Genomic DNA, 15,828 nt, shown 5'->3' with positions numbered 1-15,828 from the left:
AAGTCAAGTTGCGGGGCGCGCGAGCGGATGATGCTCGCCGACGAGCCTGGCGAGCCGTTCCGCCAGCACATGGGTGTAGATTTCGGTGGTGCCGATGTCGGCGTGACCGAGAAGCTGCTGCACGACCCTGAGGTCGGCGCCGTTCTGCAGGAGATGGCTGGCGAAAGCATGGCGGAGCACATGGGGCGAGACCCGCGAGGGTTCCAGTCCGGCGGCGATCGCCACGTCCTTCAGGTCGCGGGCGAACGCCTGCCGGGTCAGATGGCCGCTGTCGCTGTCGGCGGGGAAGAGATGCCGGCTTTTCGCTAGCTGCGGGCGGGCATCGCGGAGGCCGCGGAACGCCGTCATCGCCGCGCAGGCGCCGCGGGTCAGCGGCACGATGCGTTCGCGGCCGCCCTTGCCGCGCACCAGCAGCACCGGGTCGCGCACTCGGCTGGCCGACACCGGCAGCGACACCAGCTCCGAAACGCGCATGCCCGTCGCGTAGACCAGCTCCAGCAGCGTGTAGGTGCGGCTGGCCTTCAGCGCCTTCGCCGGCGAGAGGTCGGCCTCCTCGGTCGCCGCCCTGGCGGTGCCGATCAGCCGGTCGACCTCGTCCACCGACAGGATCTTCGGCAGCGGCCGGACACGCTTCGGCCGGGCGAGCCGGCCGGCCGGGTCGTCGGCGCGGTCGCCTTCGGCGTGCAGGAAGCGGAAGAACCGCCGCAGCGCCGACAGATGGCGCGCCTGGCTGGAGGCCGCGAAGCCCCGCGCCGCCAGGTCGGAAAGGTGCGCCGACACGTCGTCGGCGCTGGCCGCGCCGAGGCTCCGGCCGCGCGCCCGCTGGAAGCGCGCGAACGCCTCCAGGTCGCGCCGATAGGCCGCCAGCGTGTTGTGCGCGGCGCCGGCCTCCACGGCCATCGCTTCCAGGAAGCGTTCGATTTCGATCGCCGGCCGGTCCATGTGGGTTCCGTCAACGGGTGCGCCGGAGGGGTCCGGCCGTGCTACGAACCTAGCGGGCGAGACTTGACAGGTCGTTAGCCGCACCTTTCAACCAGACGATCGTCACCTCAACACCCGAGCGAGCGTTGTTCGTGTCTTCCGCGCCGAGCCAGACTTCCGCTCCCGACCGCACCTGTGCGCAGGTCGCGGCGCGGCTCGGCCGGCGCTCGATCGTGCTGGTCGGCATGCCCGGCGCCGGCAAGACCACCGTCGGGCGGCGGCTGGCGGCGCGGCTGTCGATCCCGTTCGTCGACGCCGACCACGAGATCGAGACGGCCGCCGGCATGGCGATCTCCGACATCTTCGAGGTGCACGGCGAGGCCGCCTTCCGCGACGGCGAACGCCGGGTGATCCGGCGCCTGCTCGGCAACGGGCCGCAGGTGCTGGCGACCGGCGGCGGCGCCTTCATGAACGCCGAGACGCGCGCCGCCATCGCCGAGGCCGGCGTCTCGGTCTGGCTGCGCGCCGACCTGGCGACGCTGATGCAGCGGGTGCGCAAGCGCAGCCACCGCCCGCTGCTCGCCAACGCGGATCCCGACGAGGTGATGCGCCGGCTGCTCGTCGCCCGCGAGCCCACGTTCGCTCTGGCCGATCTCGCCATCCAGTCGTGGGAGACACCCCACGAAACCATCGTCGCCACCATGATCGAGGCCCTTGCGGCCCATCTGGGGCACGAGACGTCCGCCCAGGAGCCCCCCGAATGATGCTCGACACGACACGCCCGCGCACCGTCACCGTCGAGCTTGGCGACCGCAGCTACGACATCCTCATCGGACCCGGGCTGGCGGCGGAGGCCGGCCGCCACCTCGCCCGCATCGCCCCCGGCAGCCGCGTCCTGGTGGTCAGCGACGAAGCCGTCGCCGCCTGCCATCTCGGAACGCTGCAGAAAGGCCTCGCGGCCGGCGGGGTGGAAAGCGAGGCGATCACCGTCCCGGCCGGCGAGGCGACCAAGTCGTTCGCGATGTTCGAGAAGGTGGTGGACGCGATCCTCGCGGCCCGGCTGGAGCGGGGCGACGTCGTCGTTGCGCTGGGCGGCGGCGTCGTCGGCGATCTCGCGGGCTTCGCGGCCGGCGTCGCCCGGCGCGGCATGGGCTTCGTCCAGGTGCCGACCTCGCTGCTCGCCCAGGTGGATTCCTCCGTCGGCGGCAAGACCGGCATCAACTCGCCGCGCGGCAAGAACCTCGTCGGCGTGTTCCATCAGCCGCAGTTGGTGCTCATCGACACCGACCTGCTGGCCACCCTGCCGGAGCGCCACATGCGGGCGGGTTACGCCGAGGTGGTGAAATACGGCCTGATCGACGACCCGGCCTTCTTCGCCTGGCTCGACGCCAACCGGTCGGACGTGTTCGCCGGCGGCACGGCGCTGGCCCGCGCCATCGAGGAGAGCTGCCGCGCCAAGGCGCGGGTGGTGGCGGCGGACGAGCGCGAGCACGGCAACCGGGCGCTGCTCAATCTCGGCCACACCTTCGGCCACGCGCTGGAGGCGGCGCTCGGCTATGGTGACGCGCTGATTCACGGCGAGGGGGTGGCGATCGGCATGGCCATGGCATTCCGCTTTTCCGCCGCCCTCGGGCTCTGCCCCGCCGAGGACGCCGAAACGGTCGAGCGCCATCTGGCCGCCGTCGGCCTGCCCACCGACCTCGCGAACCTGCCGGCGGAGGCCCGCGACGCCGATCGCCTGCTCGCGCTGATGGCCCAGGACAAGAAGGTGCAACGCGGCATGCTGACGTTCATCCTCGTACGCGGGATCGGAAAGGCCTATATCGCTCGCGACGTCACCCGCGACGCGATCGCCGGCTTCCTGGAGGTGGAACTCGCCCGATGACCGCACTTGAGCTCTGGCTGATCGCCGGCGCGATCGTCGTCCTGCTGATGCTGTCCGCGTTCTTCTCCGGCTCGGAAACGGCGCTGACGGCCGCGTCCCGCGCCCGCATGCACCAGCTGGAAAAGGCCGGCGACCGGCGTGCGGGAACCGCCGGCAAGCTGATCGAGATCCGCGAGCGGCTGATCGGCGCGCTGCTGTTCGGCAACAACCTCGTCAATATCCTCGCCTCGTCGCTCGCCACCAGCGCCTTCATCGCCGTGCTCGGCGATGCGGCCGTCGTCTACGCGACGCTGTTGATGACCTTCCTGGTGCTGATCTTCGCCGAGGTGCTGCCGAAGACGTGGGCGATCTCCACGCCCGACCGCTTCGCCGTGGCCGTGGCGCCGATCCTGCGGGTCGTGGTCATCGTCTTCGGCCCGGTCACCATGGCCGTGCAGATCTTCGTGCGCTGGATGCTGCGCCGCTTCGGCATCGACGTCGACGCCTCGCTGGGCATCTCGCCGCACGAGGAGATCCGCGGCACCGTCGACCTGCAGCACTATCAGGGCGGCCTCCACAAGGCCGAGCGGGACCGGCTGGGCGGCATCCTCGACCTCAGCGAACTCGACGTCTCGGACGTGATGAAGCACCGCACTGCCATGCAGATGCTCAACGCCGACGAGACCCCGGCGCAGATCGTCGATCAGGCGCTGGCCAGCCCGCACACGCGGCTGCCGCTGTGGCGGGGCGAATCGGAGAACATCGTCGGCGTGCTGCACGCCAAGGACCTGTTGCGGGCGCTCCATGCCGCCAAGGGCGACGTCGACAGCCTCGACATCCTGGCGATCGCCAAGCCGCCGTGGTTCGTCCCCGACACCACCAACCTGCACGACCAGCTCAACGTCTTCCTGAAGCGCAAGTCGCACTTCGCCCTCGTCGTCGACGAGTACGGCGAGGTGATGGGGCTGGTGACGCTGGAGGACATCCTGGAGGAGATCGTCGGCGAGATCTCCGACGAGCACGACATCGTCGTGCAGGGCGTGCGGCCGCAGCCGGACGGCACGCTGCTGGTCGACGGGGGCGTGTCCATCCGCGACCTCAACCGCGCGCTGGACTGGAACCTCCCCGACGAGGAGGCGACGACTGCCGCCGGCCTCGTCATCCACGAGGCACGGATGATCCCGGAGGAGAAGCAGGCCTTCACCTTCCACAAGGTCCGCTTCGTGGTGGAGAAGAAGGAGCGCAACCGCATCACCATGCTGCGCGTGCAGCCGGTCGCCGAGGGCGAACTGCCCGGTTAGAGCGGGCCGAGGAAAAGCGGCAACCGGTTGTCCGCTCGCCTCCCGCTCCAAGATATCGAATGAGCCGCGATGCGACCGGACGGGAATTGCTCAACGCATTGAAACGCTCGCCGCTACAGGTCGACCTACCCCCCTCCGGCCGGAATGCGCCCTGTCCATGTGAAGAGACCCCGGATGATCCCCAGGCCGTTTCCGGTTCGCTCCATCGAAGACCGCCGGGACGAGATCCGGAGCGCCCTCGCCTTCGCGGCGCTCTCGCTCGTCTGTCTGGCCGTCTTCTATTTCCCTGGTCCGATCCCGCCGGCCCCGGCCTCGGTCCTCGCCATTGTCCGCTGGCTCGGCCTCCTGTTCGGGCTGCTGTTCGGCTGGCTGTTCCTGCAGAGCATGATGCGATTGGCGATCGCCACCCCGGTCGGCGCCGAACGTGCCCTGGCGTTGCTGGCCCTGGCCGCAGCGGCGGTCGGCCTCTGGGCCTGGCTCGGCTGAGCCTCCCGTCTCAGTAGGCGTTGTCGCGCTTGAACAGCACGACGAACGGGGTGATCAGCAGGATGTAGAGGTCGAGGCCGATCGACCAGCTGTCGACGTATTCGATGTCGTAACGGATGCGCATCTGCAGCTTCTCAGCGCTGTCGGCCTCACCGCGCCAGCCGTTCACCTGGGCCCAGCCGGTGACGCCGGGCTTAACCCGGTAGCGCTGCATGTAGTTCTGCACCGACCGCTCGAACGGTTCGTCGCCGAGCATGGTGCCCTCGGCGTGCGGCCGCGGGCCCACCAGCGACATCTCGCCCTTCAGCACGTTGAAGAACTGCGGCAGCTCGTCGAGGCTGGTGCGGCGCAGGAAGCGGCCGACCGCCGTCACCCGCGGATCGTCGCGGGTGGTCTGCCGGGCGCCGGCCACGTCGGTCGCCTCGCTGCGCATGGTGCGGAACTTGTAGATGGTGAAGAGCTCACCGTTGAAGCCGGCGCGGGGCTGGCGGAACAGCACCGGGCCGGGGCTGTCGAGGCGGATCGCCAGCGCGATCGCGGCGTAGACCGGCGCGAGCAGGATGAGCAGCAGCATCGCCAGCAGCTTGTCCTCGAGGATCTTTGCCACGCCGGCCCAGCCGAAGATCGGCTGATCGAGCAGGCGCGGCAGCGGGATGCCGGCCAGCGAGTAGGAGTTGCGCTGGAACACCCGCCACATGATCAGGTCGGGCGCCAGCAGCACCAGCACCGGGTAGCGGTCGAGCTGGTTGGAGATGGACATCAGCCGGTCCACCGCGTTCAGCGGCAGCGCCAGGATCACGGTGTCGACCTCGCCGCGCGCCACCGCCTCCTCCATCTCCGCGAGCCCGCCGAGCCTCGGAATCCCGTCGTAATTCTCCGGCACCCGGTCGAAGCGCTCGTCGAAGAAGCCGACGACGCGCAGGCCCGGGTCGTGGGCGGCGAGCAGATACTGCATCAGCAGCTGGCCCTGGTCGCCGCCGCCGAAAATGGCTGCGCGGCGGATCAGGCCGCCCGCCCGCATGATCCGCCGGACGGCCACCGCGGCGGCAACGCGCAGCAGCACCAGGACGGCCCAGGTGCCGCCCGCCCACGCCAGCGCCCACAGCCGCGAATAGGTCTCCGATTCCTTGAACACAAAGGCGATCGCGGCGAGCACCGTGACCGTCGAGACCACGGCGATGGTGAGCTGCAGCACGAGGCGCGGGCGGACCCGGTGCGGCTGGTCGTTGTAGACCCGGTTCAGCCACAGGAACCAGCTGCAGACGGCGCCGCCGAGCAGCGTCGCGAGCGCGTATTCGGCCCCCAGCCGGGTGCTGACGCCGGGATAGATCAGGTAGATCCCGTAGCCGACCACGACCACCGCGACGAAATCGATCACGCGAAGGAGTTCGGAAATGTGCTGCAGCCGGAGAGTTGACTGGGTCATGGGTCGGTCGACATTCGAGCGGGGCCCCTGTCGGTCGCGGGCTCAGTGCCGCGCCAGCACCGAATAGAGAGGGGCCGTGACGGTCCTGTCCGCCGTGGCCGTCGGCGAATAGATCGCGAGCCCCATGGTATAAAGATCGATCACCACCGGAAACTGCGGATTCGCGCAGACCGAGGCCCAGGCCCGCTTCATGCCGTCGGACCAGCGGATGTCGTCGTAGACGAACAGCGCGCCCGCTACCGACCGGGCCGCGATCTGGTGGGTATAGGCAAGCGTCGGCTCGTAGTGGTGGTTGCCGTCGATGAACGCCATGTCGATCGGTGCGGCCGCCTCGATGGCGCCTGCGAGCGTGTCCTGGAACAGGCCGACGCGGGCGGCGATCGACGTCAGGCCGAGCTCCTGGTGCAGCGCCTCGGCGGTGCGGACGCGGTAGGGCGAGACGTCCAGGGTGAGGATGCGGCCGCCGCCGGCGTCGGCAAGGCCGGCCCCGAGGAACGCCGACGAGATGCCAATGTTGGTGCCGAGTTCCAGCACCGAGGCCGGTTTCAGCCGCGAGGCGAGCGCGTAGAGCAGCACCGCCTGAGCGGGCGGCTTGCTGACGGCGCAGGCGCTGGCGATGGTCTCGCCGTCGTCGAAGGGGCCGGCCGCACCGAGGCTGCCGTCGACGAGGGGCCGGGTGTCGGCGGCCCGCACCCCGCGCGCCGCCTCGATGGCCTGCACGGAGGCCGGCGGCCGGCGCTGGACGTCGTAGACGGCAAGCACCGCATCGACGACCGCGGCGACCCTGGCGTCGCCGCTGGCACGGAGGCGGCCGAGAACCGCCCTGTCGCGGCCGGCGAACCCGCGCCGGACGGCCTGCTTTGCCGCGCTCAGGATCGACATGGTCCAGTCCTCCCCCTGTCGACCGCCGCCCGCACGGGCAGGCCCCGACCGAATCGCCCCGCTCTTCTAGAGCATTTCCCATTCAGATCGAAACGATCTGAACGACAAGGAATTGCTCAAGGGTTTGATTCTGGAGCCATTTCCTATCGATCAGGTGTGACCACCTGGTCGGAAAAGGCTCGAGCGCCGTTTTCCGGGCCACTCGACCCTGTTCCGCACGGCACGCCTTTTTTGCTGCGCACGCGTTCGGCCGTCGCTACAGTTGGCGCCCTGCGCAGTGCGCGCCCCAAACTGCGCTTTCCGCCCCTAAACGGGTCGACTGCTGCGCTTTTTGCTGCGCATTTTGCTGCGCTTTGATGATGCGTTGCGTCTTGCGCACCAAGCCTTCCGGACTTCGGCCACCAGCAGGACAGCCTTGCGCCCGACATGACCAACTCCGCGCCGAAAACCGCAGCCGAGGGCGGATCGCTCCTGTCGCTTCTGAAGCGTTTCCACGCCCACCTATCCGCCCACCGGCGCAAGCAGCTCGGCCTGCTCATCGGCCTGATGTTCCTGGGCGCCATGGCCGAACTGGTGACGCTGGGCGCCGTGGTGCCGTTCCTGGCGGTGCTGTTCGGCACCGACGTCGCCCAGCAGGGCGGCGCCGCCGGCTTTCTCGACGACATCGTGCCGGCCGGGCTGATCGCGTCCGGCCAGGCGGTCTACGTGGCGAGCTTCGTGCTGATGGCGCTGGCGCTGATCGCCTCGGCGACGAGCGTGCTGATGTACCGGGCGCTCTACAAGTACGTCTTCGCGGTCGCCAACGACTTCGGCATCGACGCCTACCGCAAGACGCTCTACCAGCCCTACACCTTCCACGTGAACCAGAACTCCAGCGACGTCATCGCGGTGACGAACTCGGTGCAGATCCTGCTGTTCTACGTGCTGCAGCCGTTCTTCGAAGCGTTTTCCGCGGCCTTCGTCGCGGTCTTCATCGTGCTGGCGCTGCTGTTGATCGACGCCTCCAGCGCGCTGATCGCCGGCTCCGCCTTCGCGGTGATCTATCTGATCATCACCCGGCTGGTGAAACCGCTGCTTACTCACAACAGCGTCGAGATCGCCGCCGCCCAGACCGACCGGGTGAAGTGCGTCCAGGAGGGCCTGGGCGACATCCGCGACATCCTGCTGGACGGCACCCAGGAGGCCTACGTGGCGAAGTTCGCGACGGTGGAGACCGGGCTGCGCCGGGCCCAGGCGACGAACCTGTCGCTGGCGGTGCTGCCGCGCTTCGCCGTCGAAGGCGTCGGCATCTGCGTGATCGTCGGGCTCGCCCTGTGGCTCAGCCGCTCGGACGCCGGCATCGTCGCCTCGCTGCCGGTGCTCGGCGCGCTGGCGCTGGGCGCGCAGCGGCTGCTGCCGCTCGCCCAGAAGGTCTATGCCGGCTGGAGCCGCGCCGCCGGCAGCCGCTCCGTCCTCCTCGACGTGCTGGTCTTCCTCGATCAGGAAATCCCGTCGGAATACCGGGCGGCCCGGCCCGCGGCGCCGCTGCCGTTCCGGACCGCCATCCGCTTCCAGCGACTGAGCTTCCGCTACACGCCCGACGACGCGCCGGTGCTCGACGCCATCGACCTGACGGTCGCACGCGGCGAGCGCATCGGCATCGTCGGCAAGACCGGCTCCGGCAAGAGCACGCTGATGGACCTGATGATGGGCCTGATCGACCCGACCGAGGGCGCCATCCTGGTCGACGGCACCGCGCTGGACCGCGACAACCGCCGCGCCTGGCAGGCCCAGATCGCCCACGTCCCCCAGTCGATCTTCCTGTCGGACGGCACCATCGCCGAGAACATCGCGCTTGGCCGGCCGCGCGAGGCGATCGACATGAACCGCGTGCGCGCCTGCGCCGAGCGCGCCCAGTTGACCGATCTCATCGCGAAGCTGCCGGAAGGCTTCGAGGCCATCGTCGGCGAGCGCGGCGTGCGGCTGTCGGGCGGCCAGCGCCAGCGCATCGGCATCGCCCGCGCGCTCTACAAGCGGGCCAGCGTGCTGATCTTCGACGAGGCCACCAGCGCGCTCGACGCCGACACCGAGCGCGACGTGCTGGCGGCGATAGCCGGGCTCGAGCGCGACGCCTACACGATGTTCTTCGTGGCGCACCAGAGTTCGTCGATGGCGCTCTGCGACCGGATCATCCAGCTCGGCGGCGGCCGGATCCTGTCGGGTGGCGACCAGGCGGATGCCGATGCCGGGCCGATGCCGGCGCGCCGGAACTAGCGCAAGGGTGGGGAACATGGCCGCCGTCAGCATCGTCATCATCACCTACGCCCGGCAGGATCTTCTGCGTGCCTGCCTGGACACCTGCACGCCGCAGACCTCGGCGATCCCGGGCGGCTTCGAGATCGTCGTGGTCGACAACAACCCGGCCGGAACCGCCCGCCCGCTGGTCGAGGAGATCGCGGCGGCTGCCCCGGTGCCGGTGCGCTACGTGCACGAGACGAAGCCTGGGATTCCCAACGCCCGCAACGCCGGCATCCACGCGACCGAGAGCCCGTTCATCGCCTTCGTCGACGACGATCAGACCATCACGCCTGACTGGCTGGAGCTGATGACCCGGGCCATCGAGGCCGAGCGCGTCGACTGCCTGTTCTCCAACGTCGAGCCGGTCTATTCCAAGCCGGGCCTGTCGCCGGCCAAGGCGGTCGCGGACTCCTACCGGCGCTATCGCGGGCAGCGCGGTTCGGGGGGCACGCTGTTTCGCCGCGACACCTGCGCCACCGACGCAAACCCGTTCGACCCCGCGATGGCGTTCACCGGCGGGTCCGACACGGACTTCTACACGCGGCTGGACGGGCGGGACTGCCGGTTCGGCTGGTGCATGGAGGCCATCGCCTACGAGTACGTGCCGGCCGATCGGGTCAATCTGCGCTACGTGATGAAGCGCCAGTATGCCGGCGGCCAGCATTACGCCTGGACGCAGATCCGCTATTCCGGCTCGCCGCCGCTGACCGCCGCAAAGATCTTCGTGAAGGCCGTGCTGCAGTCCGGCGCGCTTGGGCTGGCCGCGCTGGCGAGCCCGCTGATGGGCCGCGACCGCCGGGCCTACATGCTGCTGCGCCTCTCCGGCGCGCTCGGCAAGCTGTGCTGGCCGCTGAAGTTCGAGCTGCGCCGCCGCCCGGTCGGCGCGACCGCATGACCGGCCCGGCCCTGCCTGGGCGAGCCGTGCCGTGACCGAGGTCTCGGTCATCGTGCCGACGCTGCGCCGTCCGGACGGCCTCGGGCGGGCGGTCGCCTCGCTCGCCGCCCAGACGGACCTCGGCGACCGTACGCTGGAGATCGTCGTCGTCGACAACGCGCCCGAAGGCGGGGCGGAAAATGCCCTTTTGGCGGACGAGGTGGCAGGTGCCGCGTCCCTGCGCGTCGTCCACGAGCCGCGGATGGGCGTCGCCACCGCCCGCAATGCCGGCCTCGCCGCCGCCCGGGGCGAGGTGATCGGCTTTCTCGACGACGACTGCACGGCGCCGCCGGACTGGCTCGCCCGGCGCCTTGCGTGCCTGGAGGACACCGGTGCCGACGCCCTCTTCGGGCCGCGCCACGCGGTGCTGGAGGCCGAACCGGAGCGCGATGCCGCCTGGTTCGCCGCGAGCTTCACCCAGGACCTGGGCCTTCCCTCCGGCGCGCCGGTGGACAAGCGGTGCGACTATCTTCCGCTGACGGGATCGCTGTTCCGCCGCGCCTGCTTCGACACGGGCCTCGCCTTCGACCCCCGCCTCGACCGGCTCGGCGGCGAGGACGTGCTGCTGTTCAAGTCGGTGCGGGCGGCGGGCGGGCGTATGGTCTGGTGCGCCGAGGCGCCGGTGCTGGAGCACGTCCCGGCCTCCCGGCTCGACCACGGCTACATCTGGCGGCGGCGCTACGCCAGCGGCCAGATCCGCTGCCTGGTGCCGTCGCTGCTCGCGCCGCCGCTCAGGCGGGAGATCGCCGTGCAGATGGCGAAGGGCGCCGCCCAGGTGGCGCTTGCCGGACCACTTGCGGTGGCCGGCCGGATCTCCGGACGATGGCCGCCGCAGGCGACGGCCATCGCCCTCTCCGGCCTCGGCAAGCTCGGCTGGTGGCGCAAGACCGGCCCGCGCTTTTATGGCGAGGGGCATGTGGGCTGACGGGGACTTGGCCTGGTCTCGGGTGACGGCTTTTGACAGCAGGCCCTCATCTGCGAAACCTTGCCCCACCCTCCGCTCATCCCCGCGAAAGCGGGGATCCATGGGGCCGAGCCATCAGAGCTGAAGCCTTTCGTCCAGGTCGCGCCCATCTCCGCTTGTCTCCAGCAACAAGGCGATCCTCCACGCGCGGCGCCGTTTCGTGATGTGCCGGTCCGTGGGCTCGCGAGCGTTTGGACAGTGAAGGCCATGGTACGAGCGCTCGCACCCGGGCCTCTACATCCCGCCTTTATCTGGCGCAGACTCCCTATGGATCCCCGCTTTCGCGGGGATGAGCGGAGGTTGGGGGCTGGTGCGGAGAGCGGCTGGGGGCCGGCGGGTATGGAGAGCACCCGGGGGCCCTGAGCGAATGGTACGCGCGGAGACCAGCAAGTTACCCCGCTCATCCCCGCTTTCGCGTGGATGAGCGGGGTGCGGGGCCAGGGAGGAGAACCCTATTTCTTCGCCGTGCACTCCACCGCCGTCTGGGTGTCGGTCATCAGGTCGGTGAGGGTTGCTTCGCTCATGCCCTTCGACCACCAGATGTACTGGGCGCCGGCATACTGCGCGCCGGAGCCCGACAGCACGTTGGCGGCGACGACGAAATCGTCCTTGAGGGTCAGGAGCGCCAGCGACACCGAGCCGGCGTTGATGTACTCGACCGCCACCGTCTGGTCGCCGCAGGCATAGGTCGCCTTGGTCGACGTCGCGTCGTCGGCACCCGGCACCTCGAAGGAGACCGTGGCCGACTTTCCGGCGGCGAGGACCGGTGCGGCCGGGGCCAGCGCCAGGGCTGCGGCCGCAAGGCCAAGCATCAGTTTCTTCATCGTCCCGTCTCCCGTTTGGTGGGTTGGACCTTCTGGAGCCATTTCTTATCGGCCAGGTGATTGCCGGCCCGAGCGTCCCTCGGATCGCAGTTTCGGGCCGCCCGCCGCAAGGGAATTTTCCAGAACTTGCTGGATGGGGGTGAGCAAATCACGCAGCAGGCGCTGGGCACGGTGATGGCCTCACACTCCGCTCATCCCTGCTTCAGCGACAGCCGGGGGCCTGGGCGGCCGTCTCCAGGCTGCGGCCCGTGGCCCTGGATCCCCGCCTTCGCGGGGATGAGCGGAATTTGGGGCGGTCACGGAGCCAATCCGCAAGACCTTGCAGGACCTCTCCCAACAGCGCGCGACCGCGCGCCGGCCGGTCAGGCCGCTTCATTCCCTGGTCTTGGCAACCGGTGCGGGCATGAGCGGAGTGCAAAAGGGGACGCGGCTTGTCGCCCTGGATCCCCGCCTTCGCGGGGATGAGCGGAATTTGGGGCGGTTGCGGAGCCAATCCGCAAGACCTTGCAGAACCTCTCCCACCAGCGCGCGACCGCGCGCCGGCCGGTCAGGCCGCTTCATTCCCTGGTCTTGGCAACCGGTACGGGCATGAGCGGAGTGCAAAAGGGGACGCGGCTTGTCGCCCTGGATCCCCGCCTTCGCGGGGATGAGCGGAATTTGGGGCAGTCACGGAGCCAATCCGCATGACCTTGCAGGACCTCTCCCACCAGAGCGCGACCGCGCGCCGGCCGGAGGCCGCCCACCCGGATCCGGTGCGCGCAAGCGCACTCGGCGTGAGGGGCAAATAGACTTCTCAGTGCGCCGCCGCCCAGGTGTCCGCGGCATTGGCGTCGACCTCCAGCGGCACCGACAGCGTCAGCGCCGGATCGCAGGCGTGGACCATCACCTGACGCACGATCGGGATGGTCTGCTCCACCTCCTCGTCCGGCACCTCGAAGATGAGTTCGTCGTGGACCTGCAGGAGCATGCCCGCACCGAGCCTGCTGCCGGCCAGCGCCGGCTCCAGCCGGATCATCGCCCGGCGGATGATGTCGGCCGCCGAGCCCTGGATCGGCGCGTTGATGGCGGCGCGCTCGAAGAAGGCCTTCATCGACGGATTCTTGGTGTCGATCTCCGGATAGTGCGCCTTGCGGCCGAAGATGGTGGTGACGTAGCCGTGCTCGCGGACGAACGCCTTGGTGGCTTCCATGTAGTCGCGGATGCCGGGGAAGCGCTCGAAATAGCGCTTGATGTACTCGCCCGCCTCGCCCCGCGGGATCGCCAGCTGGTTGGCGAGCCCGAAGGCGGAGATGCCGTAGATGATGCCGAAGTTGATGGCCTTGGCGCGGCGCCGGATCATCGGGTCCATGCCCTCCACCGGCACGCCGAACATCTCGCTGGCGGTGAGCGCGTGGATGTCGAGACCGTCGGCGAACGCCTGCTTGAGCTGCGGGATGTCGGCGATGTGGGCGAGCACGCGCAGCTCGATCTGGCTGTAGTCGGCGGCCAGCAGCTTGGTGCCCGGCGCCGCGATGAAAGCGGAGCGGATGCCGCGGCCGGTCTCGGTGCGGATCGGGATGTTCTGCAGGTTCGGCTCCGACGACGACAGCCGGCCCGTCGAGGTGGCCGCCATGGCGAACGAGGTGTGGACCCGGCCGGTCTCGGCGTTGACGTAGGTGGGCAGCGCATCGGTGTAGGTGGACTTCAGCTTCGCCCACTGGCGCCATTCCAGGATGCGCGCCGGCAGGTCGTGGCCCTCCGCCGCCAGGTCCTCCAGCGCCTGGGCGCCGGTGGCCCAGGCCCCGGTCTTGGTCTTCTTGCCGCCGGGCAGCCCCATCTTGTCGAACAGGATCTCGCCCAGCTGCTTCGGCGAACCGACGTTGAAGGGCTCGCCGGCCAGTTCCTGGATCTCCGCCTCGACGGCGGCCATCTTCTGGGCGAACTCGCCGGAGAGGCGCGACAGCACCTGGCGGTCGATGACCACGCCGCGCCGCTCCATCCGGGCGAGCACGTCGACCAGCGGCCGCTCCAGCGTCTCGTAGACCGTGGTGACCTTCTCCGACACCAGGCGCGGCTTCAGCACCCGCCACAGGCGGAGCGTCACGTCGGCGTCCTCGGCGGCGTATTCGGTCGCCCGGTCGAGGTCGACCTTGTCGAAGGTGACCTGCGCCTTGCCGGTGCCGCAGACGTCCTTGTAGGCGATCGGCGTGTGGCCGAGCCAGCGCTTGGAGAGCTCGTCCATGCCGTGGGCGCGCATGCCGGCGTCCAGGGCGTAGGAGATCAGCATGGTGTCGTCGAACGGCGCGACATCGATGCCGCAGCGGATCAGCACCAGCCAGTCGTATTTCATGTTCTGCGCCACCTTGAGGATCGAGCGGTCCTCCAGCATCGGCTTCAGGCGGGCGATGGCGTCGGCGTACGGGATCTGGCCTTCCAGCAGCGCGCCGCTGTCGAACAGATCCGCGCTGCCGTTGCGGTGGGTCAGCGGGATGTAGCAGGCGCGGCCGGGGGCGGTGGCCAGCGACACGCCGACGAGTTCGCAGCTCATGGCGGTGAGCGAGGTGGTCTCGGTGTCGACCGCGACCACGCCGGCCTCCTGGGCGTCGGCGATCCAGCGGTCGAGCTCCTCCAGCGTGCGCACGGTCTGGTACGCCTTCGGATCGACCGGCGTGGCGGTCGCCTCGGCAAGGCGCCGCTGGGCGAGCCCGGCCGCGCCGTCGAGCGCCGGCCCGTCGAGGGCGGCGGCCACCGCGGTCGCGGCAACCTCGGCTTCGGGCACCGCCGCGACGACGCCGTCGGGCAGCCCGGTGAAGGCCGGGTCCGGCTCGATCGCCGCCGCATCGACCTCGTACACCTCGGCCGCCCGGCGGGTGATGGTGGTGAAGTCCATCGCCTTCAGGAAGGCGATCAGGGTCGCCGGGTCGGGATCGTGGACCGCGAGGTTTTCCAGCGGCACCTCCAGCTCCACGTCGCAGACGAGCGTCACCAGCGTCTTGGAGATGCGCGCGAGCTCGGCGTTCTCGATGAGCTTCTCGCGGCGCTTCGGCTGCTTGATCTCGCCGGCGCGGGCGAGCAGCTCCTCCAGCGAGCCGTATTCGGCGATCAGCTGGGCGGCGGTCTTGATGCCGATGCCGGGCACGCCCGGCACGTTGTCGGTGGCGTCGCCGGCGAGCGCCTGGACGTCGATGACCTTCTCCGGCGGCACGCCGAAATACTCCATCACCTCGTCCGGACCGATGCGCCGCTCGGCCCGGAAGGAGCCGCGCTTCTTCTCGCCCGAGGCCGGGTCGTACATGGAGATGCCCGGCCGGACGAGCTGCATCAGGTCCTTGTCGGCGGAGATGATGAGCACGTCGGCGCCGGCCTCCTGCGCCTGGCAGGCGTAGGTGGCGATCAGGTCGTCGGCCTCGTAGCGGACCTGCTCGATGGGGATCATGCCGAACGCCTTCACCGCCGAGCGCATCAGCGGGAACTGGGGCACCAGATCCTCCGGCGGATCGGGCCGGTGGGCCTTGTAGTCGGGATAGAGCTCCCGGCGGAACGAGGCTTCGGACTTGTCGAAGATGATGCCGAGATGGGTCGGCGTGATGCCGACGGCGCCATCGCGGATGAACTGGAACAGCTTGTTGCAGAACAGCCGGACTGCCCCGGTGGGCAGCCCGTCGTCGCGGTAGTTGTAGCGCCGGTCCTGGTTCATCGACTGGAAGTAGGCGCGGAACACGAACGAGGAGCCGTCGACCAGGAAGACATGGTCGCCCGCCTTCGGCGCGCGCGGCGTGAACGGGGTCGATGAGGGGGTCACTGTCGCCATGTCGGGAATGATGCCTTCCGGTCCGTTCGGATTGAAGGGCGAATCTCGCCTTCGTCGCCGGTCTTTTACCGCCCCTTAGGGATAACCGCACACACTCCGGCGGCCAACGGCGGATCGGAGATGCGCGGGCCGCCGGAAGCGGCAGGGTCGTCCTGTCGT

At 69.7% G+C, this 15,828-nt stretch carries 12 protein-coding genes; 7 read left to right on the top strand and 5 right to left on the bottom strand.

Annotated elements, in window-relative coordinates:
• Positions 1 to 3: 3 nt before the first annotated feature.
• Positions 4 to 942, bottom strand: coding sequence for a site-specific tyrosine recombinase XerD (locus ACSSVZ_RS12645; RefSeq protein WP_453970494.1), 939 nt, complete (start codon positions 940 to 942; stop codon positions 4 to 6).
• Positions 943 to 1,073: 131 nt separating this feature from the next.
• Between ACSSVZ_RS12645 and ACSSVZ_RS12640 the strand changes: the two genes are divergently transcribed.
• From ACSSVZ_RS12640 to ACSSVZ_RS12625, 4 genes are all read left to right on the top strand, one after another.
• Positions 1,074 to 1,685, top strand: a complete 612-nt coding sequence (locus ACSSVZ_RS12640; protein ID WP_453970492.1) for a shikimate kinase — start codon at positions 1,074 to 1,076, stop codon at positions 1,683 to 1,685.
• Entirely contained in the window at positions 1,682 to 2,806 is a 1,125-nt protein-coding gene (gene aroB / locus ACSSVZ_RS12635; protein ID WP_453970490.1) for a 3-dehydroquinate synthase, read from the top strand. The genes ACSSVZ_RS12640 and aroB overlap by 4 nt, the downstream gene beginning before the upstream one ends.
• A complete protein-coding gene (locus tag ACSSVZ_RS12630) occupies positions 2,803 to 4,086 on the top strand; it encodes an HlyC/CorC family transporter (RefSeq protein ID WP_453970489.1) in 1,284 nt (427 codons plus the stop codon). The genes aroB and ACSSVZ_RS12630 overlap by 4 nt, the downstream gene beginning before the upstream one ends.
• 174 nt (positions 4,087 to 4,260) lie before the next feature.
• Entirely contained in the window at positions 4,261 to 4,572 is a 312-nt protein-coding gene (locus ACSSVZ_RS12625; protein WP_453970487.1) for a hypothetical protein, read from the top strand.
• Positions 4,573 to 4,582: 10 nt separating this feature from the next.
• Here the strand turns inward: ACSSVZ_RS12625 and ACSSVZ_RS12620 are convergent, their stop codons facing one another.
• Both ACSSVZ_RS12620 and ACSSVZ_RS12615 read right to left on the bottom strand, forming a co-directional pair.
• Entirely contained in the window at positions 4,583 to 5,998 is a 1,416-nt protein-coding gene (locus ACSSVZ_RS12620) for an undecaprenyl-phosphate glucose phosphotransferase (RefSeq protein ID WP_453970485.1), read from the bottom strand.
• Positions 5,999 to 6,040: 42 nt separating this feature from the next.
• Positions 6,041 to 6,880: an O-methyltransferase gene (locus tag ACSSVZ_RS12615; RefSeq protein ID WP_453970484.1), complete on the bottom strand. Its 840-nt coding sequence runs from the start codon at positions 6,878 to 6,880 to the stop codon at positions 6,041 to 6,043.
• Between the two features lie 426 nt (positions 6,881 to 7,306).
• On the opposite strand from ACSSVZ_RS12615, the gene ACSSVZ_RS12610 reads away from it, so the two are divergent.
• The 3 genes from ACSSVZ_RS12610 to ACSSVZ_RS12600 are packed head-to-tail and all read left to right on the top strand — an operon-like array spanning position 7,307 to position 11,016.
• Positions 7,307 to 9,133 carry an ABC transporter ATP-binding protein gene (locus tag ACSSVZ_RS12610; RefSeq protein ID WP_453970482.1) on the top strand — a complete coding sequence of 609 codons (1,827 nt, stop codon included), beginning with the start codon at positions 7,307 to 7,309 and terminating at the stop codon, positions 9,131 to 9,133.
• Positions 9,134 to 9,149: 16 nt separating this feature from the next.
• The gene (locus ACSSVZ_RS12605) at positions 9,150 to 10,052 is read left to right on the top strand and encodes a glycosyltransferase family 2 protein (RefSeq protein ID WP_453970480.1); all 903 of its coding nucleotides are present in this window, start codon (positions 9,150 to 9,152) and stop codon (positions 10,050 to 10,052) included.
• 31 nt (positions 10,053 to 10,083) lie between these two features.
• Positions 10,084 to 11,016 (top strand): glycosyltransferase family 2 protein, encoded by a 933-nt coding sequence (locus tag ACSSVZ_RS12600; protein WP_453970478.1) that lies wholly within the window; start codon positions 10,084 to 10,086, stop codon positions 11,014 to 11,016.
• Positions 11,017 to 11,507: 491 nt separating this feature from the next.
• Here ACSSVZ_RS12600 and ACSSVZ_RS12595 read toward each other — a convergent pair whose 3' ends face one another.
• Both ACSSVZ_RS12595 and polA read right to left on the bottom strand, forming a co-directional pair.
• Entirely contained in the window at positions 11,508 to 11,879 is a 372-nt protein-coding gene (locus tag ACSSVZ_RS12595) for an MliC family protein (protein ID WP_453970476.1), read from the bottom strand.
• 793 nt (positions 11,880 to 12,672) lie between these two features.
• Positions 12,673 to 15,669: a DNA polymerase I gene (gene polA, locus ACSSVZ_RS12590; RefSeq protein ID WP_453970474.1), complete on the bottom strand. Its 2,997-nt coding sequence runs from the start codon at positions 15,667 to 15,669 to the stop codon at positions 12,673 to 12,675.
• Positions 15,670 to 15,828: the final 159 nt, after the last annotated feature.

This window comes from Amorphus sp. MBR-141, from assembly GCF_053628695.1.
This window is presented reverse-complemented; position numbering and strand designations above follow the sequence as displayed.